Annotated in this window: 26 protein-coding genes, 2 tRNA genes and 3 pseudogenes; 8 read left to right on the top strand and 23 right to left on the bottom strand. The window is 60.0% G+C overall.

From position 1 onward, the window contains the following. Positions 1 to 8: 8 nt before the first annotated feature. The 14 genes and pseudogenes from DIE23_RS21965 to DIE23_RS21895 all read right to left on the bottom strand — a co-directional run bounded on the left by DIE23_RS21965 (position 9) and on the right by DIE23_RS21895 (position 14,513). Positions 9 to 1,535 (bottom strand): ferritin-like domain-containing protein, encoded by a 1,527-nt coding sequence (locus DIE23_RS21965; RefSeq protein WP_124614058.1) that lies wholly within the window; start codon positions 1,533 to 1,535, stop codon positions 9 to 11. A gap of 221 nt (positions 1,536 to 1,756) precedes the next feature. Next, positions 1,757 to 3,748, bottom strand: coding sequence for a hypothetical protein (locus DIE23_RS21960; RefSeq protein ID WP_124614057.1), 1,992 nt, complete (start codon positions 3,746 to 3,748; stop codon positions 1,757 to 1,759). 33 nt (positions 3,749 to 3,781) lie between these two features. Next, entirely contained in the window at positions 3,782 to 4,978 is a 1,197-nt protein-coding gene (locus tag DIE23_RS21955) for an FAD-dependent oxidoreductase (RefSeq protein WP_124614056.1), read from the bottom strand. Between the two features lie 1,004 nt (positions 4,979 to 5,982). Then, on the bottom strand, positions 5,983 to 6,303 hold the full coding sequence (locus DIE23_RS21945) for a DNA-binding transcriptional regulator (RefSeq protein ID WP_124614054.1): 321 nt from the start codon (positions 6,301 to 6,303) through the stop codon (positions 5,983 to 5,985). Between the two features lies 1 nt (position 6,304). Beyond that, on the bottom strand, positions 6,305 to 6,430 hold the full coding sequence (locus DIE23_RS40300; protein WP_260436135.1) for a hypothetical protein: 126 nt from the start codon (positions 6,428 to 6,430) through the stop codon (positions 6,305 to 6,307). A 50-nt stretch (positions 6,431 to 6,480) separates the two neighbouring features. Continuing rightward, the gene (locus DIE23_RS21940) at positions 6,481 to 7,014 is read right to left on the bottom strand and encodes an RES family NAD+ phosphorylase (RefSeq protein WP_124614053.1); all 534 of its coding nucleotides are present in this window, start codon (positions 7,012 to 7,014) and stop codon (positions 6,481 to 6,483) included. Beyond that, positions 7,011 to 7,442: a DUF2384 domain-containing protein gene (locus DIE23_RS21935; RefSeq protein ID WP_124614052.1), complete on the bottom strand. Its 432-nt coding sequence runs from the start codon at positions 7,440 to 7,442 to the stop codon at positions 7,011 to 7,013. The genes DIE23_RS21940 and DIE23_RS21935 overlap by 4 nt, the downstream gene beginning before the upstream one ends. Before the next feature lie 700 nt (positions 7,443 to 8,142). Further along, positions 8,143 to 8,630, bottom strand: a pseudogene (locus DIE23_RS21930) (GNAT family N-acetyltransferase). After that, positions 8,627 to 8,896: a DUF1778 domain-containing protein gene (locus DIE23_RS21925; RefSeq protein ID WP_057929526.1), complete on the bottom strand. Its 270-nt coding sequence runs from the start codon at positions 8,894 to 8,896 to the stop codon at positions 8,627 to 8,629. Before DIE23_RS21925 ends, DIE23_RS21930 begins: the two are co-directional and overlap by 4 nt. A gap of 316 nt (positions 8,897 to 9,212) precedes the next feature. Then, entirely contained in the window at positions 9,213 to 11,669 is a 2,457-nt protein-coding gene (locus DIE23_RS21920) for a TOTE conflict system archaeo-eukaryotic primase domain-containing protein (RefSeq protein ID WP_124614051.1), read from the bottom strand. Positions 11,670 to 12,479: 810 nt separating this feature from the next. Then, a complete protein-coding gene (locus DIE23_RS21910; RefSeq protein ID WP_124614050.1) occupies positions 12,480 to 13,214 on the bottom strand; it encodes a type IV toxin-antitoxin system AbiEi family antitoxin domain-containing protein in 735 nt (244 codons plus the stop codon). Positions 13,215 to 13,883: 669 nt separating this feature from the next. Next, positions 13,884 to 13,960 (bottom strand) — tRNA-Ile (locus tag DIE23_RS21905). Positions 13,961 to 13,964: 4 nt separating this feature from the next. Next, a tRNA-Gly gene (locus tag DIE23_RS21900) sits at positions 13,965 to 14,038 on the bottom strand. Between the two features lie 151 nt (positions 14,039 to 14,189). Further along, positions 14,190 to 14,513, bottom strand: coding sequence for an H-NS family nucleoid-associated regulatory protein (locus DIE23_RS21895; RefSeq protein ID WP_124614049.1), 324 nt, complete (start codon positions 14,511 to 14,513; stop codon positions 14,190 to 14,192). Between the two features lie 377 nt (positions 14,514 to 14,890). Between DIE23_RS21895 and DIE23_RS21890 the strand changes: the two genes are divergently transcribed. Both DIE23_RS21890 and DIE23_RS21885 read left to right on the top strand, forming a co-directional pair. Beyond that, positions 14,891 to 15,166, top strand: coding sequence for an HU family DNA-binding protein (locus tag DIE23_RS21890; protein ID WP_057926889.1), 276 nt, complete (start codon positions 14,891 to 14,893; stop codon positions 15,164 to 15,166). A gap of 63 nt (positions 15,167 to 15,229) precedes the next feature. After that, a complete protein-coding gene (locus DIE23_RS21885; protein ID WP_260436134.1) occupies positions 15,230 to 15,724 on the top strand; it encodes a hypothetical protein in 495 nt (164 codons plus the stop codon). A gap of 128 nt (positions 15,725 to 15,852) precedes the next feature. Here DIE23_RS21885 and DIE23_RS39650 read toward each other — a convergent pair whose 3' ends face one another. Together DIE23_RS39650 and DIE23_RS40295 are read right to left on the bottom strand one after the other, a co-directional pair. Next, on the bottom strand, positions 15,853 to 16,668 hold the full coding sequence (locus tag DIE23_RS39650; RefSeq protein WP_185646512.1) for an SET domain-containing protein-lysine N-methyltransferase: 816 nt from the start codon (positions 16,666 to 16,668) through the stop codon (positions 15,853 to 15,855). A gap of 543 nt (positions 16,669 to 17,211) precedes the next feature. Continuing rightward, positions 17,212 to 17,508, bottom strand: a pseudogene (locus DIE23_RS40295) (H-NS family nucleoid-associated regulatory protein); the annotation flags it as partial. A 173-nt stretch (positions 17,509 to 17,681) separates the two neighbouring features. Between DIE23_RS40295 and DIE23_RS21870 the strand changes: the two are divergent. Further along, positions 17,682 to 17,933 (top strand): hypothetical protein, encoded by a 252-nt coding sequence (locus DIE23_RS21870; RefSeq protein ID WP_124614047.1) that lies wholly within the window; start codon positions 17,682 to 17,684, stop codon positions 17,931 to 17,933. Positions 17,934 to 17,973: 40 nt separating this feature from the next. Here DIE23_RS21870 and DIE23_RS39645 read toward each other — a convergent pair whose 3' ends face one another. Beyond that, positions 17,974 to 18,135 (bottom strand): hypothetical protein, encoded by a 162-nt coding sequence (locus tag DIE23_RS39645; protein ID WP_185646511.1) that lies wholly within the window; start codon positions 18,133 to 18,135, stop codon positions 17,974 to 17,976. 726 nt (positions 18,136 to 18,861) lie between these two features. Between DIE23_RS39645 and DIE23_RS21855 the strand changes: the two genes are divergently transcribed. Together DIE23_RS21855 and DIE23_RS21850 are read left to right on the top strand one after the other, a co-directional pair. Beyond that, positions 18,862 to 19,065, top strand: coding sequence for a hypothetical protein (locus DIE23_RS21855; protein WP_124614044.1), 204 nt, complete (start codon positions 18,862 to 18,864; stop codon positions 19,063 to 19,065). Positions 19,066 to 19,582: 517 nt separating this feature from the next. Next, the gene (locus DIE23_RS21850; protein ID WP_124614043.1) at positions 19,583 to 20,968 is read left to right on the top strand and encodes a hypothetical protein; all 1,386 of its coding nucleotides are present in this window, start codon (positions 19,583 to 19,585) and stop codon (positions 20,966 to 20,968) included. A 202-nt stretch (positions 20,969 to 21,170) separates the two neighbouring features. On the opposite strand, the gene DIE23_RS39640 is transcribed toward DIE23_RS21850, so the two are convergent. Then, the gene (locus DIE23_RS39640; protein ID WP_185646514.1) at positions 21,171 to 21,317 is read right to left on the bottom strand and encodes a hypothetical protein; all 147 of its coding nucleotides are present in this window, start codon (positions 21,315 to 21,317) and stop codon (positions 21,171 to 21,173) included. Here DIE23_RS39640 and DIE23_RS21845 point away from each other — a divergent pair. After that, positions 21,246 to 21,410, top strand: a complete 165-nt coding sequence (locus tag DIE23_RS21845; protein WP_124614042.1) for a zinc ribbon domain-containing protein — start codon at positions 21,246 to 21,248, stop codon at positions 21,408 to 21,410. The two genes, DIE23_RS39640 and DIE23_RS21845, sit on opposite strands and share 72 nt — an antisense overlap. A 237-nt stretch (positions 21,411 to 21,647) precedes the next feature. Continuing rightward, positions 21,648 to 21,851 carry a cold-shock protein gene (locus tag DIE23_RS21840; protein WP_057926883.1) on the top strand — a complete coding sequence of 68 codons (204 nt, stop codon included), beginning with the start codon at positions 21,648 to 21,650 and terminating at the stop codon, positions 21,849 to 21,851. A 105-nt stretch (positions 21,852 to 21,956) separates the two neighbouring features. On the opposite strand, the pseudogene DIE23_RS21835 reads toward DIE23_RS21840, so the two are convergent. The 5 genes and pseudogenes from DIE23_RS21835 to DIE23_RS21810 form a co-directional block, all read right to left on the bottom strand. Continuing rightward, positions 21,957 to 22,541: pseudogene (locus tag DIE23_RS21835) on the bottom strand (sigma-70 family RNA polymerase sigma factor); the annotation flags it as partial. A gap of 395 nt (positions 22,542 to 22,936) precedes the next feature. Beyond that, complete coding sequence (locus DIE23_RS21825) at positions 22,937 to 23,134, bottom strand: hypothetical protein (RefSeq protein WP_124614086.1); 198 nt, start codon at positions 23,132 to 23,134, stop codon at positions 22,937 to 22,939. Positions 23,135 to 23,310: 176 nt separating this feature from the next. Beyond that, positions 23,311 to 23,661, bottom strand: coding sequence for a TIGR01841 family phasin (gene phaP / locus DIE23_RS21820; RefSeq protein WP_185646510.1), 351 nt, complete (start codon positions 23,659 to 23,661; stop codon positions 23,311 to 23,313). A 370-nt stretch (positions 23,662 to 24,031) separates the two neighbouring features. Beyond that, complete coding sequence (locus tag DIE23_RS21815; protein WP_057929532.1) at positions 24,032 to 24,595, bottom strand: hypothetical protein; 564 nt, start codon at positions 24,593 to 24,595, stop codon at positions 24,032 to 24,034. Positions 24,596 to 25,003: 408 nt separating this feature from the next. After that, positions 25,004 to 25,231: a hypothetical protein gene (locus DIE23_RS21810; RefSeq protein WP_260436133.1), complete on the bottom strand. Its 228-nt coding sequence runs from the start codon at positions 25,229 to 25,231 to the stop codon at positions 25,004 to 25,006. Positions 25,232 to 26,126: 895 nt separating this feature from the next. Here DIE23_RS21810 and phoU point away from each other — a divergent pair. Then, the gene (phoU, locus tag DIE23_RS21800) at positions 26,127 to 26,834 is read left to right on the top strand and encodes a phosphate signaling complex protein PhoU (protein ID WP_124614038.1); all 708 of its coding nucleotides are present in this window, start codon (positions 26,127 to 26,129) and stop codon (positions 26,832 to 26,834) included. Positions 26,835 to 26,914: the final 80 nt, after the last annotated feature.

Genomic DNA, 26,914 nt, shown 5'->3' with positions numbered 1-26,914 from the left:
TGCGGCTCCTAGAGTAGCGCCAGGTCGACGTCGCCGGACAGGATGCGCCTGGCGACGGCGGCCAGGTTCCGGTCGGCTTCGCGCAGACTGAGCAAATACGGATGGCGCGCGGCATCGGTCTTGGCCAGCAAGGCCGCCACGAGGTTCTCCGAGGCCGCGAGCAGATCGAGGTGCCCGCGCCAGCGGTTTGCCTCACCGAACGGGCTGTTGAGCGTATAGGGCATCTGGAACGGCGGCCCCGCGAGCGACGCGTCCGGCTCAATCGACACGCGCGACTGCATCAGGATCTCCGAGAGCGCGCGCAGGTTGTACATCTCGCCGAACGCCGCATTGACGATCGTGCCGCGCGGCGTGAACTGCCCGGCCGCATTGAGCCCCCCGTAGAGCGTGAAGCTATGGATCAGGTACTGCAGCAGCATGCGGTAGCGCAGGTTGAACAGCGACGCCCACAGCTGGGTTACAGGCTCGGTGATGGGCGTCACGGGTGCGCCGCCCTGCTCCGGCTCGAGCTCGGGGTCGAGCGACACGTAGGGATTCACCGCGACGGGCCGCGAAGGCCGCCAAATGTCGTCTACCTTCGCCGCGTGCAGCTCGGCCACCGCTGCCGGATAGGCTTCCGTCCAGGCTTCTTCGAGAAAGTCGTCGGGGCGTGCGGCAAGCCAGATGTCAACGCCGCACAGCTCGCCTTCGAGGACCGCAAGCATCTCGACATAGATCCGCAAAAAGCGCACGAAATGCGAGGGATCCTTGCCGTGGGGCGCCTCCCCCTGCTTGGAGATCTTTTCCAGCGCGTCCACCGCGTCGTCGCGCGAGGTGGCGGGCATCACGAGCACGTCCGGCGTTCCGCCTAGAGAGCGACCGCCGCCGCCCCTGTGGCCGCCCTTATACCCGCGTCCCCATTCGGCGAAATCCGCCTGGCAGCGGTAGGTGTCGGCCTGGAAGACATCATCGGGCAGGTGGTCCCTGACGAGCGGAATCAGCGTATGAAACAGCTCGGCGACCTGATGAGGATTGGATGCCTGCTCGCCGACGCGCCGGCGGATATCCTTGCCCAGCTCGCCGCCGTCCCAATCGAGCGGCGCCTCCGTATAGACGTATTTCGCGAGCGAATCGAGCGTCAGCGGTTCGAGCATGAAAGGGAACGGATAGAACGGCGTATCCCACGGGTAATCGTCACGCTCGAAATGCAAGGGCGAGCCGATCAGACGCAGCACGTTCTGCACCGTGATCAGGTGGCCCATCTCCTCCTTGGCGATGCCGAGGATGGTTTCCTGCCAATTGCGGACCGTGTCGCGAAACGCCTCCGGCACCTGCGGCCCGCCCAGCGAATAGCCGGCGTACAGATACTGCACCATCAGGCAATGTTCGATTTCCGCGTCGATGGACAGCAGATAGGTGACGTAGTCGCGCGTCGACAGCTCATGCTTGAGCAGAGGCTCGATGGAAGTGTCTTCGGCGACCGGCTCGCCAAGCGCAAGCCCCTTCAGGGATGAACCGCCGGGCGCGAGATGCCGCCACAGTCTGAGAGATTGCATTGCCGCTCCTTATTTCCTTATTAACTACGTCTGAAAAAGAGGGTCGTGCAGAACGACAGGGAATGGCTGGTATTTCAGTATTGATGCGCGCCAACCGTCTTTCGACTGGCCGCGCGGTCGTTCGAGCGGGCGCGTCACCGCCCCTCCCGCTCGCTTTTCGCGGCTCCAGCTCTCCGTAGAGATCCGCGCCACGTTCAACTGCGACCGCATGCGCCGAACAATCAGCGTGGCTGGCAGATGAACGGGTATTCCGAATCATCAATCAACGGCTCAATGTCGAAGAAATCGTTGAGCACCGATTCCGCCGTGCAATAGGCGCCTTCCACCCAAGCCTGATCGTTTGAGTAGCATTCCCCGACGATAAAGATGGGCGCATCCTTGCCGTCAATCAGCTGCGACGGCTTGCGTATTTTTTGCTGGACGTCGGCAACGTCGTAGTGCGCGGCCCACGCATGGTAGCCCGCACGGAACGGCGGCAGCGACCAGTCGACATAGGCCGCCTCGAGCGGCTCGGGCACGTTCGCAAAGTCAGAATTCGGCCCAAAGTGCAATTCCGCCAGCTGCTTTCGCAACATCTTGACCATTCTGTCGGGCACCTTGCGCGGCCCGATCAGGGGTTGGATATCGTCGGCGGTCGGCACTTGCCGCTCTTCGTTCGGCCCGAGCTCCAACTCGCGCCAAAACGTAGTGAAGGTTTCGTCGTCGTAGGAAGCCAGCAGGCCGTAGACCGGCTTTGCATCCTTGTCAGCCGCGTTATTGCCGAAGTAGACCACCATGCGGATCGGCGTGTCGGTCACGCTCGGTCCCATGGTGTTGCGCTTTGCGACGGCGAGCAGCAACGTTTCCTGTTTGACGGTCATCCGCTCGCCGGCAGCTTCTTCCACTGCCTTGACCAGCTCGTCGGCGCTCGCGAACTGGACATTCAGGATCGTGTCCGAACCGGACATCGCCTGCACGAACACTGGCGGAAAATCCTGCTCCTTGAGCGACGCGATCACGGCATCCGTTACTTCATAGCCGTTGATCTTTGGCGGATAGGGCGTAACCGGGTCCAACCACCATTCCTTCTCGAAGAACATGCCGACCTTGTAAGACGGCTGCATGATGGCCGACTCGAGATAGAGCTTGACCTTCTGGTCGTTCAGGACGTCCAGTCCGCCCCGATCGTCATAGCGGGAGCCCTGGGCAACCTGTTCGAGCGCCGCGCGCGGCATGGCCAGCCAGGCGGCCGCCGTGGTCTGACGGGCAGCCTCCCGGTAGGGATCTTCCCGCTTCGCGATCGTGTAATGGACGACGCCGTTCTCGACATGGATGGAGCGCAGCCGCTGGTTCGGGTAATACTGAAGCGTGACGCCTCGCTGCCTCGCCAACTGCTCAATGGCCGCAAACAATGCGTGAAACATGCCCGAGTAGCCGGTCGTCAGCGTCATGTACTGATTGCCCGGCGTGAATTCGTTGTTCGCCTCGAAGGCGACCGCGGCATTCCAGTTGATCACGTTGGACGAGTATCCGTTGCCGTCCGCGGCATACTGATAGCCTTCCGAGCCGAGCTGGTCGTACATCAGGTTCCAATAGCCGATGTCCTTGAGCAAATCGCCTTTCTGGAAGATGGAGCTCGACGGCAGTTCGGCCGTGATGCGGCCATGCTGATAAAACGCGTCCCACTGCTTGCGTGTGCTCGGACCACTGGTGCTCGTGACCGACAACGCTTCGACGACGGCGAAGCCCTGGTCGGGCGTGGTCGCGGCACCATAGTTGTTGGCCGCGTACGGCGCTGGCGTGCGCGAAGAAATATCGTTTTGATAGAGATTCCTGGAGCGCAGGTAGTAGAGGGGATTGCTCGATTCGTTGAAAGGCACGGCATAGCGGTCGAGCCCGAGCTTGGCGATCACCGTCGTGACGAGCCGATGGCCCTGCGCCTTACCGTCGTTTTTACCGTTCCATTGCGAATAGCGCATGCCACCCAATTCGAGGTACGAATTGTCGGGATTGTTCTGGTAATGCCAGGTGCAGACCCGAGCACCGGGTGCACGGGTGCCCCGAAACTCCTCCGAAAAATCGTACTTGCCCCAGTCGAAGAGTTCCAGCACGTCGCCCTCCTGCAACTGCCGATCCGGATCGCCCCCCGCTCGCGTCTGGCCATTCAACAGTCGCCAGGCCGTATATAGGCCGGCCGCACCACACCCGAAGATCGAATAGGTCTTGCTTGCCATGGTGTCCTGCTCCCGTAGATGCGCGGCCTGCGCTCAGGCCAGCTTGTTGAAATAGCGGCTGCCGGTGGAGAAGTGCGAGATGTCGAATGGGGTATGACCGTCCAGGGTCAACTGGCAAAGAATTTCGCCTAGCAGCGGAACGAACTTTCCGGCCCAGCCGGTCGCATAGATGACGATGTCGCGGTGGTTCGGCACATGGTCGGGCGCGAAGTCGATCAGCAATTCCTTGTTCTCGATCTTGCTGAGTGCAACGAGGCAGGTCGACGTGAAGCGCGGAACCGGCTCGAGACCCTCCATATGCTCGCCGACCCACTCGGCCGTGAACGCGAGCTCCTGAGGATTCGGAATGGGCGTGCGCTGATCGGGGGACGTCAGCGGCGCAAGGACGAAATCGGAGGCGACACGGATATAGCCCGGGTAATTCCAGGCTACCTCCGGGAAGCCGTAGAACTGATTGCCGTTGTCGCCCACCGGATTCTGGAAAACGAACCAGGTGGGGTACTGGATATCCGGCCGCGTCTTGCGGTAGTAGGCCGAGGCCATATTCCAGTAGGTCGCCGCGATACGGAACCCCAGCAGCTTGAACACGTCGTCGGCATAGGGGCCCGGCGTCAGCACCAGCTTTTCGGCACTGAAGGTCCCGAGCGGAGTCTTCACTTCAAAGACGCCTTGCCGATGCTCGATGCCGATGACCGGCGCCTCCTGCAACAGCTGCACGAACGGAGAGCGCTGATTCCAGTCGAGCAGCGTCCGCTGCGTGGCCACGAGATCGATGCTGGCGCCCCGGGCCTGAAATAGTCCCGTATACGTCGACGGCAGATTGCGAAAGTGAAAACGCCGCTCCAATTCGCGCGCATCCAGCGTTTCATAGGCAACCCCTTCGGCCTTCAGCGCTTGCTCGGCGGCGGGGATATTGCCCTCTGTCGACTTGACTGACGGATCGCCGAACCACAAGGTGCCGACCGTGTCCATGAGCGGCAGCGGCGTCAAGCCTTGCAACTCGTCCCAATAGGGGATCGACTGCTTGACCAGCTTGACCATGTAGGCGTCGGGATAGGGGATGCGGAACTGGCGCGACACGCCAGCCGAGCTGCCGAGCTGGTTCACGAAGGTGAACTGCTCGAGCACCAGCGTCCTGGCCTTGCGCTTGCTGAGATGGTAGGCGGTCGATAGGCCCATGGGCCCTCCACCGACAACGATGACGTCATAACGATGCGTTGTGTCGTGCATGTTGGGGCTCCAGGGCATCCGGAAGCACATCGATTTCAGCGATCCGCGAGATCACGGTCCCGATTGATGCAGCAATGGCCGCGTCGCTAAGTCGAGCTTTAGAGAGGCTTTGAAAAGCGGAATTGATTACGCCAATTTCAAGCTTGGCGATGCGTCGTCGCCCGTATCACGCTTAGCCAGCCGCGCGGTCAAATTACATCCCTAGCGACGGTATGTGAGCAAGCTGGCAACTCTGACAGGAGGTTGAGATCTCAATCCCGGCTCGTCGCGACGAATCAAGTTTTCCGCCTATGTTCTTATAGCCGATGTAGATGTGGTACATGACCTCGGACCGGATCGATAAGGATGCTCGCAATCGCCCGGGTGGTAGACATCGAGTCCAAGTTCGATCAGGCCGGTCCCGCAGCTTCGAAAGCTACTTCATCCCACGTTGCCTGGATCAATTGTAAGCGCCCGGGGAACACATCTAGACGACGAGTATTTCGTGGCACCTTCTCAGCTTGTCAAGGTATGCGATGTGATAGCGTATCGGCATCATCGAGTTCGTCTCTCGCGCCGTCCGTTTCCAGTGAGTAATTTCCCCATGCGTCTTACAGTTGCCCAAGCTAACCACGTTGCCAAGGTTTTTCCGGAGTGTCGTGCTGAGATGACCGACTTCCTCGAGTCTGGTGCCGACAGACGCGAAAAAACGCTGCTCGAATCGATCGGGTAGCGCTACTTGGAAACTATGGCCCGTGCTTTACGCGTAGGGATCGTCATCGAGTTCCGGGTCCCTCAAAAGGTCGGCTCGGTTCTTGCGACGGAGATCTTCCAGCGAATCGAATTCGCCTCCACGGGCACGGATCGGCGCGATGCAGATCCGCAGAGATTTGGCTTCCGGCCGGCTTACTTCGAAGCCCGCCCGGCGGAAGCGGGCCACGGGGAAAAACGGCGGCCGAGAACACGACATCCGGTGTGACGCGGACAAGGGGTGTCGTCGTTGCGTCACGCAGCGCGCACCATCGTCAGCCGAAAATCCCGAGGCCATTCTTCTCCACAAGCTGGAGCATACGCGCGGCGATACCGCTGGGTTTCTTATCGCCCTGTTCCCACTGACGCACGGTGGACACCGTGGTGTTGAGATACACAGCGAACACGCCTTGACTGACGTTCACACCCTTCCGGATACGAGCAATTTCTTTCGCATCAAACTCCGGCGCCTTTTCGATGCACAGATCGTCGTACTCACGCATCGTCTTCTTGTCGATGACCTTCGCACGATACAAGCCGGAAGCAGCGCTATGAATTGCTTCCGACGCATCGCTTCTGAATCGTGCCTTAGCCATTTCAAATCTCCACTAAATCCTTCGATTCCAACAACCGGTCATGGACCACTTGGTCGGGATGCGTGGTCTCCAAGTCCGTCACCTCGGCCTGGAGCCGCTCAAATTCTGCTTCGACGTCGTACTGCATGGTTTCCCCTCTGTGATCGGTAGGGTGCGGGATCGCGACCGGCGCGCCGGTCAGCCCGGGGACTCGCCCCACGAGGCTTGGTCGCGCGGCAAGGCGCCCGCTGGATCGATGACCTCCAGGCGATCGGCGGCGTCCAGTTGGTCAACGAACAGCACCAGGTTCGTGCCGCCGGCCGCCTGCGTTGACGAAAACAGGATGCCCTTGGCGCCGGCGGCGATTACCTCATCGCCCAGCACCCAGCTGGGCGGCTCGATCCGCTCGTTGAACCAGTGCCGGCGCCAGTCGCAGAAGAACGACTCCCACAATGGCGACCAGTGGTCGCCGCGATAGCCCGCCGTGAAATCAACCACGGGCGCGGCCGTCACGCGATAGCTCACGAGCGTGCCTGGCGGCAGCGGCGGCGACAGCTGCTGGTACTCGGCCACCGCGGTGGCCACTTCGAGCGCCAGGTACAGCGCCGGCGTGCCGATCCGGTTCGCCCGCCCGCCTGCCTTCGCGGCCCCGGCGCCGCTGGTGGGCGCGACCGCCCACTTGGGCTGGTGCATCCGGTACGCGACGACGTCTTGCAGTGGCTTGAGGATCATCCGGCCGCGCCCGCTTCCAGCGAGACGACGTAGCGCAGCACGTCCTCGGCCCGGCCCGCGGAAACCAGCGTTTCGGCCGTCTGGTAATCGAACACGGCCAGCGGCTCGTTGCGGTACCAGAACAACGCGCGGTGCACGTCACCGGACAGGTCGGTCGCGGCGCGAATCACGCGGATCGCCTCGCGCAGGAAGTGCTGAACCGACGCCGACTCCGGGGCCCGCGCCACGGTGTTGCGGTGAACATGCGCCTGGTCGGCCAGGGTCTGCAGGTCGATGTTCAGGGCCGCCACATAGCGTCGGGCCGACAGCACGGGGGCGGCCGTGTCGGGTTCCCGCAGTGAGCTGAGAAAGGCCTCGAAGCTGGCGGGTGCGGCGCCGGCGGGCGTCGCTGCAGAGGCCGCTGGGCGGGGGGTCGCGAGGGTGTTCATGGTGTCGCGCTCCTTTTATGCACTAGTTATAGACACTTATAGCACACATTAGGCATCACCGAGGCACATTCAAGTGGCCGGTCGATAAGGAGGGCATGCGTGGAAACCGAAGCTAACGACCTCGGACCGAACTCGCTGCGACCGGGTTCAGGTGCGGTGGAATCGACCCAATCGGGGAATGAAAAATCACTCTGATAAGAGGAGTTATCAGACGGGGCATTTCGTAGTCCTTGTCCCTCCGCCGGCCCACAAAAAACACAGCCGCAGTCGGGTTCGCGTGTCGGCTCGATGCCGTCACGACGCCACTAACCGCCCCAGAAGCACAAGAACCCCCAACATTGAGTAACCAGACACTGGTCGGAAGTGCACTGGAACTGGAACTCCTCGGCGCCCGCCGGTGCGACGAGCCCGATTAGCATGGCGGCCGTCAGCCAGCCGAGCACGACCCTCTTGATGCGGCGCATGATGCGCTCTCCTTGATGGTGGATTGGCCCTGCCGGCGCGCGTCCCGATACCGACGAAATACCTGACGGAAAGCCATCAGCAAGCCTAGATGATGCTGATGGATCGTCAAGCCGCGCGATGCGGCCACCGCCGGCAGCGTGTTGTGCCAGGATCGCGCGATTGACGGCGCGCCAACCCGGCGCCAGAAAACCGGCTGCGGCCGACTTGACGTCGTCGCATGAGGCGGCGGCCCCGCCTACTTCACCGTCGCCAACGGCAGAAACAATGCCAACGGATCGTGCGTGAGGGACTGGAAGCCGAAGTGTCCATAGAACGCCGCGGCGCCCTCGTCCTTCGCGTCGACGGTCAACCCGACGGCCGGGATCTCCGAGCGGGTGGCTCGTCGCAGGGCATTGACCAGCAAGGCCGCACCCAGCCCCCTGCCCCGGTACCGGCGATCGACGGCCAGCCGACCCATGCGCACCGCCGGGATCGCAGGATAGCAGAGCAACTTGCACGCCACCTCACGGGCAAATCGGCCGAGGCGATGCTGGCGGCACACCGTGCGTAGTAGCCTACGACGACGTTGCGATCGAGCATCACAAAGCACGCGGCCACGCGGCGCCGAACGTCCTGCGTCACCGTCTCGCGCAAGTAGCGGTCAAGCGCCGGCGTACCACATTCAAAACCGGTTCGATCATGGGCCTCGCCGAGCACAGCCACCGTCAGTTGCGGACCGATTATTCGTTACGCAGTAGTTGGTCGTGACGATCGAGTGCACGCTGCAATGCGTCCGTCGGCTGGGCGGGCGACAGAATCGCCGCGGCGAAGCGCGCCGAATCCGCCACCGACAGGCGAATCACTTCCGCGTCGGAAATGGCGCGTTGCGCGGCTTCGTGCGCGGCGGACACGACGAAGTCCGACATCGTGCGCCCCTGGATCTCGGCCGCCCGGCGGATCACGGCCAGCACGTCGGTCTCGACGCGCGCTTCAAAGCGGGTAGTAGCCATAGGTTGTTACCTCCTCGCGCTGCTGTACGGAAAATTGTCGGGTGCGTTCGGGCATGCAGCGTGGACACACGATGCGACGCGCGATCAGCCCGCTACAGTCCACCGCCAGACCGGCACGCCAAGCATTCTCTCCGCACCGCGGAGAAAATTCAGCCGCCACGGCCCAAGCACCATCGGCGCCCTGCCCGTGCCAGGTGCGGCGCGCCCTCGACAGCGTCGACGCGGCCGGACAAGATACCGTGTCGATGGTAGGCCAACGCGAACCGACGGGCTCGTCCATCGGATACTTGGACGCAATACCGATGCAGCCTTTTTACTATAAGCCTGTCGGATTTCCGCCGAGCACCAGCTGGAGCGCTTCCCCGCATTCGTGCACACGGTACCCCATTGCCCGGTAGCCACGCTGGCGCTTCTCCCACATGCGCAGCAGCGCCGGATGTCCCCCATCGACAAAATCCAGCACCCGTACGCCGGTCTTGGCCACGTGCTCTCGATGCAGCCGCCCGGCATACTGCTGTAGAGTCCCCTTCCACGAGATCGGCATGGCCAGCACAAGCGTGTCCAGCGCCGGATGGTCGAAACCCTCGCCCACCAACCTCCCGGTCGCCAACACGACGCGCGGCACATCATCGGCCAGCGCGCCAAGCGCAGTCAGTTGCGCCTCGCGCGCCTTCCTGGCCAGGCGCCCATGCAGCACGAACAGCGGATGGACCGCATCCTCCAGTGCCTGATGCAGGCTCTCGAGATGGTCCGTTCGCTCGGTCAGCACCAGCACATTTCGTCCCTGTCGGTATTGCTCGCAGATTGCATCGGCGATCATGGCCGTGCGTGACGCGTCCTGCGCCAGACGCGCAAACACCTCCTGGATCGGCGCGTCGGCCGCGACCTCCACCTCAGCGGTGAGCCTTTGCGGGAGAACCTCAAGCAGCTGCGGCGCGTTGGCCGGTGATCGTGCCACATGGCGCACCGGCCCACATAGCATGAACATCACCGGTTGCTGGCTATCACGCCGGACAGGCGTCGCCGTGAGGCCCAACACATAGCGCGCGTTGACAGCCTTGAGCACGGCTTCAAACGAGTCGGCCGAGACGTGGTGACATTCATCGACAATAACTTGACCGTAGCACCGCAACAGCTCACCGCGGGCACCGTTCGGCGCGACCGACTGCAGCATCGCGATGTCGATCAGGCCCGTTGCTTTTGACTTGCCACCGCCAATCGTCCCGACGATGCGCGGATCGAGTGCAAGAAATGATTGCAGACGCTCACGCCACTGGTCGAGCAGCTCCCGGCGATGCACAAGCACGAGCGTGTTGACGCCGCGCCGCGCGATCATTGCGGCTGCCGTCACGGTTTTGCCGAAGGCCGTTGGCGCATGCAGGATGCCAATATCGTGTTGCAACAGGTCGGCTACCGCTGCCTGCTGGTCATCGCGCAAGGTGCCGGCGAACGAAACCGTAACCGGCTCGCCAGCGCAACGCTCGTCCCGAATATCGCAGGCGATGCCGTTGTCGCATAGCAGCGTCATGACGTCGTCGAGGCAGCCCCGCGGCAACGCAATGTGGCGCGGGCAATTCTCCGCGCGGCCGATGATGCGCGGCGTATCCCAGACACTAAAGCCGCGCGCCTGAGCCCGGTAGTATTCCGGATTCTGGAAAGCCGCCAGCCGGATCAAACGGTTGAGTAACGCCTGCGGGAGCGAGGCCTTCTCGAGATACAGCTGATTCGCGAATGTCAGCGTCAGTGACTCCGGCATCGTTCCGGCCAACCGCTTCGGCTGGCTGCATGGCGGCTTCCACGGTTCGGCCTGGTCCTCCTCAGTGATAAACGTAACGTCGAGTGGGTGCGCGCCACCGGTGGCGCGAAAGATCACACCCTCGATGTCGCGTCCGTCCATCCCATGCACGGACGCCAGATAGCCCCACTGGTCAGCGTAGGGCTGGAAATCGTCGTCGACGAACACACTGTATCCATGTTCGCGCGGCTGCTTCTGCAGCGGCAGCGCAATCAGGTTGCCAAAACCGCCTTTGGGCAGCAGATCCTGATTCGGAAAAAGCCGGTCGTAAGACGACAGTTCGAGCTGCCGGGTCTGGACACAGGTGTGGCTGATGATTGCTGAGCCCATGCGTCGCGCGTCGCGCGCAGCGATTGCCGACGAAAAGAAAATCCAGGCGTGCGCGCCTTGGCCTGAGCGGGAGATTTCAATCGACACCGGGACTCCCAGCTCCCGGCATGACTGGCGGAAGGCTGCCGCATCGCTGCGCCAATCTGCCTCATCAAAATCGACGGCGAGCAGGTAGCAAGTGCCATCCGGCATCAGCGGATAAAGCCCCACCGTATGATCGCCGGCCAGATGCCCATAGATCACCTGGTCATCGAGCGGCAGCAGCACGCGATGGCCGCAGTCCGCGCATCGGATGCGGGGTTTTTCACAGATCCCTGCCCGCCATTCATTTGCGCAGGCCGGCGCATAGCCCGATTTGCCAGAGGTCCGGCTCTCCCAACGAAGCGGATAAACATCGGTGCGCCCGCGAAACAACCGCCGGAAGAGCTGCACCTTCTGCTGCGGCGACAGCATTGGCGTGTCCGGGTTTCGGGCGGCCGCAGATGGCTCGCACGGAGCGATCCGTATGGGTTTGTCCGGCGATCGGACCTGTGACGGCAACAATGCGGCGAGCCTCGCGTTTTCTGCCTGAAGACGCACCAGTTCCGCCAGCAGTTCATCACGCGTGAGAGTGTTCCAGTCATCACGCGGTGGTTTTTCCTCGCCCATCACCACGTTATCCGTTAGCGCCTGCATCCCGATGGCGCTGGCAGGCCGGTGCGCAAGTCCGTTGTCGCATATCGCTATATCCCCCATGCTGATTCGATGATTGTATCGAGCTCGGCCAGGGAGTGATGCATTTCGACCGATGCACTCGTGTCCAACGATTGACGTGGCGGCGCACACTTTCGCTGAGATGGTGAGCTTCGATTGCGGGGCACCACACTGAATTCGGCCGACGTATTCCCGCCTCGGCACTCACCACTGCATCGTTATCAAAACAGCGATGTCTGACGCGGATCCCGTGGGGGTGAACTGGAGTTTCTCACGGGTTTTCCGGACCGCATCGGCTTGCGACGACGGGGGACACGTCGCAGGTGCGCGATGAGACGCACGGATTCGCCGTCTGCTGTCAGGCACAGACAGAACCTCCCGATCTCACCCGGGGCGCAGGCTTCGCGCGCACGTAGCGAGAGTCGCAGGGCATGGCGACGCGCGCGAGCAATGAGTTGTCCCCGACTCATTCCGGGCCAGCAGTCGGCAACCATCGACTTCACCGCAGCCGGCAACGCCTCCGGCGCGATGTCGGGCGGCAAGGAGATGGCAACCAGTTCGAAAGTGTCCGACATATAGGTCGTTCCAAGAGGCACGCGTTGTGTGTGACTTCAATTACGTCGTCGCATTGTTTCCAGAGGACCAGACAGAGGTCCCGACGCACAATCAAAGGTCAATGGGCAACACTGCGAGCAGCATGCGTGAGCGGCAATACGTCGGGTGCGATCAAGCGGTGCGACCGGATCGTATCGAGGTATGCATCGTTCATTTTGGATTGAGCGTAAGGCGCTCGCCGTCTTTGTTCACGTTGGACCACCGCTTCCCAGCGCCAACCCGGTCAACGTGTCGTTGCAGGTCTGCCCCCCAGGAATAGTCGCCGCTCCTCCCCAGATCCCGAACCAGCCGAAGCACCTTGACGCGCTTGCAGTGCGTCATGAATTGCTCGAGGACGCTAGGCCGAATGTTTCTCAGCGAAGCCATCAGGTTGACCGCTTCCTCCATCGATTGTCCTTTGCCAATATCACTGGCGAGTTCGAGCAGTGCGCGCTCCGGAACGGAAACGAGCACATGCGGATTCCCGTTCGCCAGTGGCTCGAGGCCCACCTCATACGGCAGCGCGTCGTCGAAGATCTGGGTGGTCTGGAACGCGTAGCGCATGTGCTCCTCAACCCACGACGAGATCTCATAGGGCTTCCGCGCCCATAAGATGGTCTTCGCACGAAGGTCGATGTTGTGACGTCCGCCTTGCCAGTCGAGCGCCGTCTTGCCCCCGACATGCAAGCCCGGCACGCGTCGACTCAGGTACGCGACGATTCCTTCCCGGCTCGGGCTATCCCCCGTGAGCAGGTAGGCCCCCTTGGAGAGTCGCTGCAGCCACCCCGCCTTGACCATGTAGGTTGCGAGCGCCGGGCTGACGCCCATATCCTTCAGCATTTCCGTGTCTAGCGGTTGTCCGCGCGGCGCCTCCTCCATCAGGCGCTGAAGCGTCTTGCTCGCCATACAATCTCCAATCGCGTGGTTTATTTGGCGATTTCTCGCGAATGTTTTTAGTTTACCAGAATATTTAACGATGAAATGAGGAGCGCGCAGCTCGGTGAGCCTACATTGCTCCCCTGCCCAGAATCCTGTTCGGAATCGGATGAGGTCCAAGCGCGATAAGGTCGAGGAATGTGGAACGGCCATCGGCGGTCGAGCCATGCGCGTCGATGTGATGGACGCCCCCAACACAGATTGAGCACCCGCATAGCACGCCGGCGCGAACGGATACTTGTAGTCCACTTCGCGCTTCTGAAGCCGTAGCGCATCGGCAATACCGCCGGCCGGCGCGTGGAATCGGAGGTGTACAGCGTCGACCGCGGCTGAGTCACGCTCGTATTTGTATCGGAGGAGGCGAAACTCCCCCGCGCGCGGCCGAACGTGTCGTTGGGGCCGCCGTCGAACAGACGCGGACGCATTGCCGCGGAGTTCTCGTCGCCACCGGTCGATGGTGGTCGCGTCGCTCGACGTCGTGGAGAGTTGCCCGTCGCGGATAGGTGGTCACAACGAGCAGGTCGCCATTCGCATTGCGCGATAGCGCCATACAATGGCTGATTGCGCCTACATCCCGCCGCCCTCTAAAGTCGCACTTTAGGTCAGCAGTGTCTACCGCGTTCACCATCCGGGTTCGTGTGGTGGGCCTGGCCGGACTTGAACCGGCGACCAATCGATTATGAGTCGACTGCTCTAACCAACTGAGCTACGGGCCCATGGTGGAGCGGGTGAAGGGAATCGAACCCTCGTCGTAAGCTTGGAAGGCTTCTGCTCTACCATTGAGCTACACCCGCAGCGGCACGCATTCTCGCACAATTGAGGGCGCCAACAGGATACTGGTTTACGTCGATTGGCCTCGGGGCATAGTGGCCAATCGCTGTAGCAGCAGCTTTGCCGAATACGCGCAATTGATCACTTTGCGAGCGCAAAGACTGGTCTTGCCTATCAGTTTTCCCCTGGCCACCAAGGCTTTGCGGCCGGGCGGATCAGATAGTCATCCAGGTTTTTGCCAGCCAGCCACTTCGGACACGCGCCGCGTCCCGTCCACGATTTGCCAGAGGAAGGATCGTAGTATTTGGCTGGCAACTGCTTGGGCTTGTCTTTCACAAAGCCGGCCGCACGGAGCAATTCCACCTCCGTGATGCCGTACTCCTTCACCTGCTCCCGAATCGCGGAGAGGACTGCCGCCTTTTCCTTCTTCCGTGCCTCATCAAGAAGCAAATTGAGGTGGCCAAGCTGCTGGTGCAGGGCCTGAATTTTACTGGTCATCGTAAATAATCTGCTGATTGATACCGTGCGCTCGCAAAGCATGCCGGTCGCGGTGCGATTTCGAAGCCTGTTTGGCCACTGCAATCATGATGGCATCTTTTCGGGGCAACTTGCCGCCAACATACTGCTCGCATTACATGCGTCAGCAGTCCCGGCCCTTCCTCGTCGTCCATTCAGATCGCAGCATAGCGACACTTCGTACATGGCGAGCGATGCGTGTAATGTCTGCGCGTACAACTCGGGCAATTCTCCCCCGGTTGACCTCGGTTGAGCAAATTACAATTGCAACAAAGATCCAGAAGTTGCGTTGCCTGCGGTAGATGTTATAGGGTAATGGCCAAACCCGCTTTTAGCGCACATGACTGAGGAATCCACGAATGAACAAGCAAGAACTCATCGACGCTGTTTCGGCTGCCACCGGCGACACCAAAGCCAGCACTGGGGCCGCCGTTGATGCCATTCTCGAGGCCGTGACGCACGCAGTCACCCGCGGTGATACGGTGCAATTGATCGGTTTTGGCTCCTTCTCCACGGGTGCCCGCGCCGAGCGGACCGGCCGCAATCCCGCTACCGGGGAGGCCATCACGATCGCTGCCGCAAAAACGGTCAAGTTTACCGCCGGCAAAGCATTCAAAGATGCCGTGAATACCTGATCGGTATCGAGACAACAGCCTCACCCAGCGAGAAGTTTCTCCAGCAGGTCGATGTGACGCAAGATGAGTTCCAAGAAAAACTGCGGACGGCCCGCCGCGCCGCGACGCACCTTAACAAAAACCATGTTGTTGCCGCTGGACAAAACGGCGGTGCAGACACAGTCCTTGTCACATCATCTTGCGCTGGCGGCCTGTCGGGACGGCCAAGGGAACGCGTATCTTTTCAACGAGCTGATACGCACCACGTATATCGCGTGGTTCCTGCAGCAGGCTGGCTACGGGGACGAACCTGTTGAACGCTACAAGGCAGTCGAGCATGCGGTCGAGGCCACGCACATTCATGCCGATGAGTCGAATGAGTGGATCCTCGCAGCGGACGCCGTGTCGGCATTTGAACGGCTGCTCGTGCTGCATGATTGGCAACTGAATGTCGCGCCACGTTACAAGGTGATGGACGCCGAGCAGCAGCTGAAGCGATTCCTGGCCGGAACGGCCTCGTCTCCGATTCCCGATCTCCGTCAGCGCGGCACCGTGGCCACCCGTCCAAGCCATATCTAGATCATCCCCGTTGCCGCATGCAGGATCGCCCGCGAAGCGCGCATGTGAAGGGCGAACAAAACAACGGTATCACGGCCGTGTAACCTTAAGTTTAGTTTGACTTGGTAAACTCGTCGGCAACGACATCGTCACGCCGCCTCGTCGATGGGAATGTGCGCAACACTGTCCGCGCAGATGCGCTCAGCCTGATTGAGCGGTACAGGTGAACCTGTTGGCTGAAATACGGCATCACCACGTTCGTAAGCCTGTCCCGACACCACGCAGATTCCGCCAGCACTCGCCAGCTCAGCAGTCCAAAGCTGCTCGCTGTAACACCCCCGCCCGGCCTGCCGCCACGACACGATGAGGCGGTCGGATCCCGGCCGCTCCAGAATGCGTACCGTTGACCGGACCGCGTCTGGAGGCACGGCAGACGGCGGATAACACACACCTTGCGCCGTATTGACTAGGCTACCCTCATGCGCCTGCTTACGGCGCCTCCGAATGCCCAGCATGGTGCCGCGGCATATCGACGCGCCACAACGGCACGCGTATCGGTCGCGCATCGAGCGCGTCACGCGCCCGTCAACCGCGAGCGCATAATCAATGCTAATTTCGTCACCTGCATCGATCGCACGCAGCGCTCGAATAAAAATCCGGCCGCCTCGATCTTCTGCCTCGCAATTCGGCGCGCACGAATGATTGATCCAACGCGACGAGTTGCCCGCTGCCGCGCCATCGATGACGCGCCCATCGCCGAGATCGAAGAAGAAGGTGTGATCCGGATTGGCGGGATCGGCTGGTGGTCTGTTAATGGCGACCTCCCAATCGATACGCTCACCGACGTATTCGAGGAGCATTTCACCAGCGGCCAGGTCGCGACGAGCAAATACGCCGCGGCCATGGATCGGAGAGCGCCGCACAACGATGCGGGGGACGTGATGGGATGCCGGATGCGTGGTCATCTTAGGAAGTTGAATCGGGCCGATCGGACTTCACACTTCGAGGGGGCAAAACCATCCGAAGATCGTGTCGCCAGCGGGCCAGGTTCATCCGAAACAATGTCGGCATCCCAAACCCACCTACACAACTGTGGCGGCATCCAGGCCCTGGGCCGACTTTACCCGGATCAGATGAAAAACGATACAACGTCAGCAGGAACAAACAATAAAAGCGAGTGGCAGGGAACAATCCTTTCCTTGCCACCCGCCTGCCTGACCACCGCCGTCTTACTCGCCCGCGGCTTCTGTGATGACTTCCGGCTTGACAGCGGCGCCTGCCGCCTTTTTCACGCCAGGAGTGCGCCGGCTTCTCGTCTTTTTTGCAGCAACAGTAGTCGACGGGCGCCCTCTCTTGCGAGCCGCCGTCGCGCCGGCCGATTTCACGGATTTCGCGGATTTCGCGTCGCCCTTTCGGGTCTTTGCGGCGGCTTTCTTTGCCGCAGCTTTCTTGACTACGGCCCCAGCTGTGGCATTGCCGGGGGCACTCTGTGTCTCGACCGCTGAGCCAATGAGAAAGCGAGTGCGGTCCTTCACGTCCTTGATCCACGCCGGCGCGCGGCCTCGACCGCTCCAGGTTTCACCCGTCTTCGGGTTCTGGTATTTTGCCGCCACGTGACCGCCGACCTTCTTGCCCTTGGCTACGCGTTGGCGGCCAAAAATCTGCTCGGCCGTGATTCCGTATTCCGCCACATTTGCGCGCATGTCAGCAACCAATGCCTCCAATTCCGCAACGCGTGCCGCTTCTGTTTTTTCCTGCAAAGCGTCGAGTTGCGCCTTCAACGTCTTGTAGTCGCTATTGGCCATGTTCTGTTCTCCCAAAGTTGTCGGTTGCGAGAGATCGCAACGCTCGAATTATGCCACTCATCGAGATAGTCGGAATTGAAGATTACCCTGCAAGCCACTTTCAACCAGCGCTTGATCGATAAAGCCCCATCTACACGTCCCTCCGACTCAAACCAAATCAAGGAGTTCAAAACATGCGTTACGAACTCGTCGGCGATACGCAACTCAAGGATGGATGGAGAAAATCCATTGGCCCGGCTAACGTCCGGTTGCAACAAGCAGCCAAGGTCCAGGAGCTGCAGCGCTCAGCCGCTCATCGCATCGACCCATTTACACCTCAGCGAACGCATCAGGTTGATCGCCTTCTCCAGCGGCTGTCCCTTGCCGATAGAGGCTGCCAGCCGAATTCGACAAGGAAGCGTTACTCGCGTGCACTGCCGCCCTGACTTTCGCGTGTCGCCGTCACAACGGCCGATCTGATCACGGTCAATTCAGTGTAAACAGCGAGTGCAACTCGTGGTCGCTGAGATTCCCAATCCATTGCTCGCCTGTGCCAATAGCCAATTCGGCCAGTTCGCGCTTGCCTTTGATCATGTCGTTGATGCGTTCCTCAAACGTCGCCTCCGTAATCAGGCGATGCACCTGCACATGGCTGCGCTGTCCTATGCGGTAGGCGCGATCGTTCGCCTGGGCCTCGACTGCAGGGTTCCAACTGAGGTAGAAAACGGATGACGCTCGAGGCGGCCGCCAGGTTCAGCCCGGTGCCGCCGCCCTTGAGTAAGAGCAGGAACACCCGCTCGGTGCGATCGTGCCGGAGGTGCACAACCACATCGTCGCGCTTTTTCCGCACCACACCGCCGTCTACGAACTGCGGTGTGTGGCCGTAACGCTCGCCAAGCCAGCCGCGTAGCAGTGCGTCCCGCTCTCGGAACTGGGTAACGATGAGCAACCGTCTATGCGGATTCGTCGCCTAAGTCTTGAAGCCACCGGCGCTCGCTAATCGAGCGCTCGCCAAAGTAGCGCCGGGCGCTGCCGCACATCCAGCAGCTACATAGCGTCGGTGTGTCGATCAGCCGCCCAAGCTGTCTGTCGGTTTTGGCGCAGTCGCCCCACCACGCGCGCCGCTTTTTCCGTAGCCGAGCCCGATCGGCTCGACGTTTTGCGCTGCTTGCCATATCGCACCTCAATTCATATGCTGAATGTGCGAGAGCCCGCTCGAAGCGGGCTGATTGACGACAATGAAAATATTGCTCCCTTGGAATCCAAGGTTTGTATGCGGTGCAGTCCTATGAGGTCGCTGAGCTTTTCATTCTTGGGGCCAGTCGGCCGCCGTGTCGTCGCCGTGCAAAATTGAGGTGAGGCGTGACAAATCGCATGTTCATGAAGCGAGCGAACGCGCTGAAGCTATTGCTCAATGCACGCCAATCTGCCATCGACCAGGCTGCCGGAATGACAGTCGACGATACTGACGCAAAGCTTGAAGCGCTGAATCGCCTGATATTCGACGTCCGTGCGTGCCGGGTAAATGAATTTCAGATCGACCCGGCCGACGAGATGGAGATCGTCGTAACGGACTAAGCCTACGGTCCCACGGCGGCCTAATCATGAATTCTCATCACCTGGAGGCGCCGTCCGAATGGGCAGATAGCCGCGCATCCCGATGGACTGTCGATCTAAGCGCACAACTTGTTCACACCCCTGGAAGCATCGTGACAGGCTGCATGAAACGTGGGGATTCGCCGTATTGGCGCACGAGCGCTCCGGCAAGCTGTCGCTCAACGCCACGATTCCGTGAAGAATCGGAAACTATCTCGACCTCGAGCTCGTGAGCCGAACGTGGACCGGCGCGCATCGATCGTGGATGCGTTTCCTCTCACGGGCAGCGCAAGAGACTATGGGATACCGTACAGGCGAAGCTTTACGGGATCGCGGTGGATTATGCGAGGACTGGTGCGATACGGTGCGGCGACCTGACGACCCTGTTGAATCGCACCCAGGGCGTACATTTTCGACCGTGGAGCGACTGACGCTTCGAGTGCCAACATCGGCCCGGCTATAATGCAAAGTTCAAAGTGATCGCATGGAGCCCTACTTTATGAGCCAAGCCCGCGGGCGATATGCGGGATCTCGGGACAGCGGCCAACGTCAACCTCGCCACGTAAAAAAATCCCCGTCCAATCGGCAGGGACAACCGTATGTGAAGACGCCTCCTCGAGATGCCGCCCAGACTGCCTCCATTTTCAAAACACGATCGTTTCAGTTTCTGGTCGATGCGGTAGGCGCAGAAAATATCGCGATAGCGCTTGAATCGAACATGACGCGAGTCGGCGAACTGATGAAGGGCGAGAGGTTCACACCCGAGACCGCTTTTCACATGGAAACCACACTTGGGTTGCCGCATGGTTTTTTTGACCATCCCAATCCCGCGCTCGCGGCCGAGACCATCGCTCGTCTGAAGTCACCGCTCGACTTCATTCAAACGGACGACGGACAAGGCGCAGAGTCTGAAGCACTTAAGCCGTCTTCGGGTCGAAGCGTCGATCAACAATCAGTTCTTAAAGATAGTTTGTCCGAGGAAGCGAAAATGCCAAAGAAAGCAGCTGGACGAGCGTCCAGGGCCGTCAAGAACCGTCAAAGCGAAATGGTCGAACAGCCTAAACCCCACGCGCCGCAGAAAGCTTCGCCATCGAAATACAAGCGTTCTCCTAAAACGCCCGAACAGCAATCGCTGGCATTGAGCGACAGCGCCGAGGTAGAAAACATCCGACGCGCTAACCTCCACGTTCTCACCAGTCGCAACGGATCGAAAATACGACTTGGTGTGGTCATGGCGATGAGTGGATCCAACATGGCCCATCGGCTACATGGCAAGAAACGCATGGACAGCGTGGAAGCAAACCGATTCACGGAGCGACTTGGATTGCCAAGTGGCTGGTTGGACACCCCGCGCTCCGAAGCCGAGATTCCAGAGTCGGTGTCGAGGTTGCTCACGCCTGCATCGCGCGGTCGCGTATCCGTTCAACAACACGAGCCGATTGCGGTCGCAACAGGCGATGGCGTGTCAGCGAAGCTCGTCGATGAGAAAGCGCACAAGGGGGGCGCGCGGGTGGGCGCCCTGGGCGAATCGGCAAGCCCTTCACCTGTTTCAGCGGACGTCGCAGGAGAGAAAGAGACGTCCGTCGTCAGCCCTCAAAATCATGTAAGAGATTTCTCCGACGACCTTGCCGGTCGCACACTTGAAGTAAGTACTGGCGAGGCGCCGGCTGCTACACCGGCAACTCTTGAGTCGCTCCCCGCCTCCGCAATACCGCAGCGAAACCCGGTACCGCCACCCTTCTCTTCCGTGGCCAGCCTGGACAATCTTGATGGTATTGCACCGATTGCGGAAGCGTTGATCAAGACGCTAGCAGGTAAAGCACGCACGGGTCGACTGGACGAATTGAAAGCGCTGGAGCTTTTGCAGCAAGCGGTTCTGTTGTAAGTCGGCGGCAGCATGCCACGCTCCCCTCGTGCCATGACGCATAAAGCGCATCGAGGTGGGCTGGGCCCGGCGCACCATGCAACGCCTCAACACCCCAAAACGCTCGATCGCCCGTGTGCCCGGGGGCATGAACTGGTGACGGAGGTTCGTGCGATCGAGCGCAGTTGCAGTTCAAGTCCCTCGCAATCGCATTAATGCGGGTTCACTGCAATATCAAGTTCGCGCCGCCACGAACCATACTCACATCCTCGGGCAGCATCGATACCGGAGGAATGCCATGCCGACCTACCAATACCGTTGCGAGAAGTGCGGCAAAACGTTCGAGAGCGTCGAGCATCTCGCCGAACATGCATCGACTCATCCGCCTTGCCCTCAGTGCGGAAGCGAACAGGTTCAACACGTACCGACGCCATTTGTCGCGAAGACGTCAAGAAAGAGTTGATCCAGGCTGTCGACTCTAGACGCTATTTTCCCGTTCGCCAGGCGCTAACGCCGAAATCGCTTACGAGGCAGCGCGTCTGGTTCAACGAAGATTTTGAGGGGTTTGCATCGGCGATGCCGGCGTGGCTTGCCAGAAATCTGGATTGTCAGTGGCAGCCCCCTTGTGATACAAGGTAGCCGCTGTCTGGCGCAGGCCAGTCGCATCATTTACAACCGATTTCCTTGGAGCGTTCAGAGTATGGCAACGGGTACCGTCAAGTGGTTCAACGATACGAAGGGGTTCGGATTCATCACGCCGGATGACGGCGGCGAAGACCTGTTTGCGCACTTCTCCGAGGTTCAGGGAAGTGGCTTCAAATCGCTTCAGGAGGGCCAGAAGGTCAGCTTCGAGGTCAAGCAGGGCCCCAAGGGAAAGCAGGCCGCCAGCATCAAGCCGCTGTAAGTTTTCCCGGCAGCGAACACGTCCGGTCAGGACGACGATCAGGCCGACGCGTGATCGCTGCCAGTCTGGAGTCGGGCGTCGAAGGGATACTACGCCCGGCTTGCCTCAGCGCTCAAGAAAGGGCCTGAGCTTGTCTGCACGGCTGGGATGCATCAGCTTGCGCATCGCCTTGCTCTCGATCTGACGGATTCGCTCGCAAGTCACGTCGAACTGCTTGCCGACCTCTTCAAGCGTGTGATCGGAGTTGGTGTCGAGCCCGAATCGCATCCGCAGAACCTTGGCCTCGCGCGGCGACAACCCGTTGAGCGCCTCGTCGATCGCCGCACGCATGTTCGCGTGAATCGCCGCCTCAGCCGGCGAACTCGCCGACGCATCCTCGATCGTGTCGCCAAGCGTCGCATCGCCATCGTCACCCACCGGGTTTTCGAGCGAGACAGGTTGCTTGGCGATCTTGAGGATACCGAGCACTTTCTCCTCGGACATCTCCATGCGCTTTGCGAGCACTGCGGGATGCGCTTCCTGCCCTGTCGGTTGCAGGATTTCGCGCGATATCCGGTTCAGCTTGTTGATCGTCTCGATCATGCGGACCGGCACGCAAATGGTCCGCGCCTGATCGGCGAGCGCACGCGTGACAGCCTGCCGGATCCACCAGGTCGCGTAGGTCGAGAATTTCCAGCCGCGCCGGTATTCGGAGAAAATTGAACCGGCAGTGCGGACATCAAGCGTATGGCCGGATTCTACTTCTTGATTTCTTTTGTCAGCGACCAGCGTCTCATCGTTTCACTGCCCTTGAACTGACTCGATGAGCATGTGTCCATCGACACCAGTCGTGGTGATCCAGGTTTCTGAGCAATTCGGCGCGACGATGCTCGCGCCGATAGTGGCTCGCGACGGCAATCGCCGCGAGGGCAAGCACGAACGTCCCGACCACAATTCCAACCCATGATCCGTCCATTGTTGCCTCCGTCATTGCGTCCAGTTCTTGAGACGGGCAACTCCCACCAAGCCTGAGAGTTATGGTCGATTATCGCGCTGACCCGCCTGTTTGAATAGACCGGACCGGCGCGCCGAATTCCCCGCTCCGCTTAACGAATGCGCGAGACCGCTTTCAGGACGGCATGACCTTCGGCCGTCACCTGAATATGCCGATTATCGGACGCCAGCGGATCGAAGGCGATCAGTTGACGCTCCAGTAGTGTGACAAGCTCGTCGCGGTCGGATCCAATCTGATCCGGGGCGTTCCACGCCATCATCAACGTGGAGATTTCGTGCGGACTTAGCATCGTCTGCAAGGGTCCTCGCATCGAATTCGGGTGATGGATGCATGCGCCGACGCATGGCACCACATCGCTGTGGTGCCAACAAAAACGCGACGTATGTCAATGACCGCAGCTGAAACAACGCAGTCAGCTTGCTTGCCGTAACGTTCGCGCGGGGTGGTGTATGCCTTGCACGACGGTTAGAAGCGCGGAAGGCTGCGGGAATGCAATTCAACTTGCGATCCTACGATCTTCAACCATTCGGCGTGGGTGTTCGACGCAATGGCGACAAGTTGACCGCCGTACGACAGCGCTTTCTCCGTGCTCGACTGCAAGAGCTTCGTGTGGTGCGCGACGACTTGCTCCGGAGCCTTGTACGACAGTGTTTCCGACCAATACGAGCCACTTTCGGTAAGTGCCTGTCGAGCCGCATGCAGGTTGAATTGAATCATTTGCTCGCAACCGTGGAACGCCTGATTTGCAAGCGCAAACATGGCGGTCGCGGTGGCTTTGCTTGACGCAACAAGTTGATCCGACGTGAAACCCGTCATTCTTATGCTCCCTTGTATGGTTCGACGCAGACTTTGCATTTGCCTGTCTGGAAGACTCAAAGGCAAGGGCAAGTCCGGCTACGTCCAACTATTTCCCACGCAAAGACAATGCTCGTTTAGCGCGTGCATTTTATCTGTTTAGTATTGAATCCGGTGCGCCGCTCTGTAGGTAGATGCCCTAGCTCGGAAGCGTAACCAGTCGCCTCGATTGAGCAGACGCACGAATCCATAAGAAAATTGTGCCGCCCTTTGCTCCCTCGTCCGGTCAATAGTTCACGATTGGCGGCAACTCGCAGCGGCATGGATGCAGGTGGAGTTAATCGGGATCCTTGTCCAGGAGTGGACACGTGCAACACGCTCAACGAAGCGCTCACTCGACGTTGTTCTCTTCATAATATCGCTGCAGCGCGAGATCGAGCGCGGCGATCTTGCTTTGATAGCTTGCAATGCTCTCTGCGCAGCCCGCGAATCGCTCGCGATAGGATGCCAGTGCGGCGACAGCGTCAGCATGACGCTTAATGAGCTGCCCGCGAGTGACCCACTCGCGACAGTCTTCCATGCTCGACGTCTTGATCAGCTTAAGGGTGCCGTCGCGCAGAGCATCGGCGGGTGCGTGTCCATTGATGAATGCTGCATAGTGCCCTGAGAAGATCCTTTCCCACTCGTCGGTATCAGAGTCGATCCGATATGCGAACAAATACCCATCGAGATCGATCGCATAGCCATAAGAGAGATCCTTGTGCACATCGAGAGTGGTTAGTTCGAACGCCTCGTTCGCTCGATAGAACCTGTCAGCTAACGACGCAAGGGCATCCGACAGATGCGCCGCGAGCAGATATACAGCGGCACCTGCTGGATAGCCACCGCTCCGGGCGTAGAACGTCGCGTTGCCTCCGTATTGCAAAGCGAACGTGAAAGTCGCGGGCGTGCTCATCATGATTTCCCAGTGGCGTTCATGAGGAACGTCATCTCCTGCACGAATTCAGTAAACCTACCGAGAAGCCGTTTGGCACCTTGATCGCCCAAGGAGGGCAAACCATTGCAATAGTCGGAATCATCTCGAAACCTGCAAAGCCATTCACCAGCGCACATGGTCCTTAACGCAAGTGGCATGCCAGCATCGTGTTTTGGACGGTCATCGCGAATCGGAGCCGCGACGTTCGGTCGGATTCGTACCGCCGCTGAAACACTTTCGCCATCTAAAAGTAGCTTTTTCGTATCGCAGCCATTGCCGCTGAGCGTGCCGCGTCATGTTTCCCTCCACTGGTTGGTTGCAAAAGTGAAATCATGTCGCGATAGATAGTGACGCATTCTTCTGACCACAATGTGGCGACGGTATCTCTCAAGCAGCTCTTGCACGCACAGACGCGTAGGCGGCACTGCTCTGCAGCACCGCCGTTACGCCCAACCCGCCGAAGAAGGCAGGGAGTCGTCTGTCAAGTACCCATTCGAGCAGCGACCGCAGACCAGCGCCGAATGGGCGCTGCATGCCGGTCTGAAGCAACTGCGTGCCGAGCAGCACCAGCGCAATCGAACCAGCAAGATCGATCAGCGTGAACGTGAATGTCATGATTCCGGCTCCCGACGCTGATCGGTTGCACTTGCAACTTTTTATGTACAGTGATCCACTCGCGCGCCGTGGTTCCTGAAGGACATGCGAGTCCGACTGCGTGTTGTTGCGACGGAGAAAATTCAGCCGCTGACGAGACGCACTCTACTGGTCTAATAGGTTTGGTTGCGCATCGTCGACAGCGCTTGTCACGCAAGCATCATTCCTGCTTAGGTACTTCATTGCTTTGCGGGGATATGCGAGGCTAATTATGTAGTGAGGATGGCAAAATCAACTGAATGCGTTTCAGAATTGAAACGCTTTGCCGCAAGGTGAATCTGTCCCCGTACGGACCACGGCCGAATTCATTTCACGCAAGAAATCGCTATACTGTTTGTACAGTATTGTCAAAATTGCGGGAAACTATGAAGCACCGGGTCAACACGGAAAAGAGCCGGGAAGCCCCCTCGTCGCGCAAGCGTGCATGCGACGGGGAAATACCGGAGTCCGCTGCCGAGAGGCAATCCGCTCTAGTGAAGGCTGGAAAGAGGCGAACAGCCCGTACTGAGGTGGATTCCGTAGAGATTGCCCCGCAGGGAAAGGAGCGCCTGGAGACGGAGAAAGTTGTCCGCGACACATTCACGATGCCGCGATCGGACTACGAAAAAATCACGGTGCTGATCCAGCGGTGCCTCGATGCGGGCGTATCGGTGAAAAAGGGTGAACTTCTTCGGGCGGGCCTGATTCTGCTGGCGTCCGCTCCGCAGAAACACCTACTCGCAGCAGTCTCCGCGGTCGAACGAGTCAAGACTGGCCGGCCACCCAAATCGCGTTAGGTCGGTCTTGTGGTTGCCAGAACCGGGACTTGCGAAGTGCACCCACCCGGCCCCTGGTTTCGGTTAGGGAGGAACTTCTCGTGTCAGACAAACACATAACTAGCCAATTCGACACTGACCTTCACCACATTTCGTCCAAGGTACTCGAGATGGGCGGACTCGTTGAGTTGCAGTTGACCAATGCGATGCAGGCCCTCAACCGCTTTGACCTGGGGTTGGTCGATAAGGTCATCGCCGACGAGCATCGGCTCAATGCGATGGAAGTCGAGATCGACGCGGAGTGCGGCAACATCATCGCGCGGCGCCAGCCGGCGGCATCCGATCTGCGCTTGCTGATGGCGATCTCGAAGGCCATCACCAATCTCGAGCGGGCAGGCGACGAAGCCCACAAGATCGCGAAGCGGACTCGACGAATCGCAAATGATGATGCGGGCAAGGCCATCGACATTGCGGAAATCCAGTTATCCGGTCAGCTGGCGGCCGCCATCCTCCATCGCGCACTCGATACATTCGCGCGACTCGATGCCATCGCTGCAGCCCAGATTGTCCGCGAGGACGAAGCAATCGACGAGCAATACCGTGCTTTCGTGCGCAAGCTGGCGACATATATGCCCGAGCATCCCCACAGCATCGCGGCTGCGCTGGACTATCTGTCCATCGCATCGGCGATCGAACGTATCGGGGACCATGCAACGAATCTGGCGGAGCTCGTCATTTATGTCGCCAAGGGCACGGACGTACGCCACCTTTCCTGGGAGCAACTTGAGCGTGAAGTCCTGCGTGATTGAGCACCGGGCCGCGGGGAAGACCGATCAAGGTCCGTAAGGACTCGAGGTCCGGAATACCTGGCACGCCCCTGGTGAAAGTC

This window comes from Burkholderia sp. Bp9143 (assembly GCF_003853645.1).
GTDB lineage: Bacteria > Pseudomonadota > Gammaproteobacteria > Burkholderiales > Burkholderiaceae > Burkholderia.
The sequence above is the reverse complement of the archived record's forward strand: the minus strand, read 5'-3'. Positions and strand labels throughout refer to the sequence as shown.

Coding starts and splice junctions, on each gene's coding strand:
- DIE23_RS21890 (WP_057926889.1), top strand. CDS start 14,891: ATGAACAAGCAAGAACTCATCGACGCTGTTTCGGCTGCCACCGGCGAC.
- DIE23_RS21840 (WP_057926883.1), top strand. CDS start 21,648: ATGGCAACGGGTACCGTCAAGTGGTTCAACGATACGAAGGGGTTCGGA.
- DIE23_RS21960 (WP_124614057.1), bottom strand. CDS start 3,748: ATGGCAAGCAAGACCTATTCGATCTTCGGGTGTGGTGCGGCCGGCCTA.
- DIE23_RS21825 (WP_124614086.1), bottom strand. CDS start 23,134: ATGCTAAGTCCGCACGAAATCTCCACGTTGATGATGGCGTGGAACGCC.
- DIE23_RS21920 (WP_124614051.1), bottom strand. CDS start 11,669: ATGGGCGAGGAAAAACCACCGCGTGATGACTGGAACACTCTCACGCGT.
- DIE23_RS40300 (WP_260436135.1), bottom strand. CDS start 6,430: ATGCAGTACGACGTCGAAGCAGAATTTGAGCGGCTCCAGGCCGAGGTG.
- DIE23_RS21850 (WP_124614043.1), top strand. CDS start 19,583: ATGAGCCAAGCCCGCGGGCGATATGCGGGATCTCGGGACAGCGGCCAA.
- DIE23_RS21935 (WP_124614052.1), bottom strand. CDS start 7,442: ATGAACACCCTCGCGACCCCCCGCCCAGCGGCCTCTGCAGCGACGCCC.
- DIE23_RS21895 (WP_124614049.1), bottom strand. CDS start 14,513: ATGACCAGTAAAATTCAGGCCCTGCACCAGCAGCTTGGCCACCTCAAT.
- DIE23_RS21815 (WP_057929532.1), bottom strand. CDS start 24,595: ATGAGCACGCCCGCGACTTTCACGTTCGCTTTGCAATACGGAGGCAAC.
- DIE23_RS21945 (WP_124614054.1), bottom strand. CDS start 6,303: ATGGCTAAGGCACGATTCAGAAGCGATGCGTCGGAAGCAATTCATAGC.
- DIE23_RS39650 (WP_185646512.1), bottom strand. CDS start 16,668: ATGACCACGCATCCGGCATCCCATCACGTCCCCCGCATCGTTGTGCGG.
- DIE23_RS21870 (WP_124614047.1), top strand. CDS start 17,682: ATGCGTTACGAACTCGTCGGCGATACGCAACTCAAGGATGGATGGAGA.
- DIE23_RS21940 (WP_124614053.1), bottom strand. CDS start 7,014: ATGATCCTCAAGCCACTGCAAGACGTCGTCGCGTACCGGATGCACCAG.
- DIE23_RS21910 (WP_124614050.1), bottom strand. CDS start 13,214: ATGGCGAGCAAGACGCTTCAGCGCCTGATGGAGGAGGCGCCGCGCGGA.
- DIE23_RS21885 (WP_260436134.1), top strand. CDS start 15,230: ATGAGTTCCAAGAAAAACTGCGGACGGCCCGCCGCGCCGCGACGCACC.
- DIE23_RS21810 (WP_260436133.1), bottom strand. CDS start 25,231: ATGACATTCACGTTCACGCTGATCGATCTTGCTGGTTCGATTGCGCTG.
- DIE23_RS21955 (WP_124614056.1), bottom strand. CDS start 4,978: ATGCACGACACAACGCATCGTTATGACGTCATCGTTGTCGGTGGAGGG.
- DIE23_RS21925 (WP_057929526.1), bottom strand. CDS start 8,896: ATGGCTACTACCCGCTTTGAAGCGCGCGTCGAGACCGACGTGCTGGCC.
- DIE23_RS21965 (WP_124614058.1), bottom strand. CDS start 1,535: ATGCAATCTCTCAGACTGTGGCGGCATCTCGCGCCCGGCGGTTCATCC.
- DIE23_RS21855 (WP_124614044.1), top strand. CDS start 18,862: ATGTTCATGAAGCGAGCGAACGCGCTGAAGCTATTGCTCAATGCACGC.
- phaP (WP_185646510.1), bottom strand. CDS start 23,661: ATGACGGGTTTCACGTCGGATCAACTTGTTGCGTCAAGCAAAGCCACC.
- DIE23_RS39640 (WP_185646514.1), bottom strand. CDS start 21,317: ATGTTCGGCGAGATGCTCGACGCTCTCGAACGTTTTGCCGCACTTCTC.
- DIE23_RS21845 (WP_124614042.1), top strand. CDS start 21,246: ATGCCGACCTACCAATACCGTTGCGAGAAGTGCGGCAAAACGTTCGAG.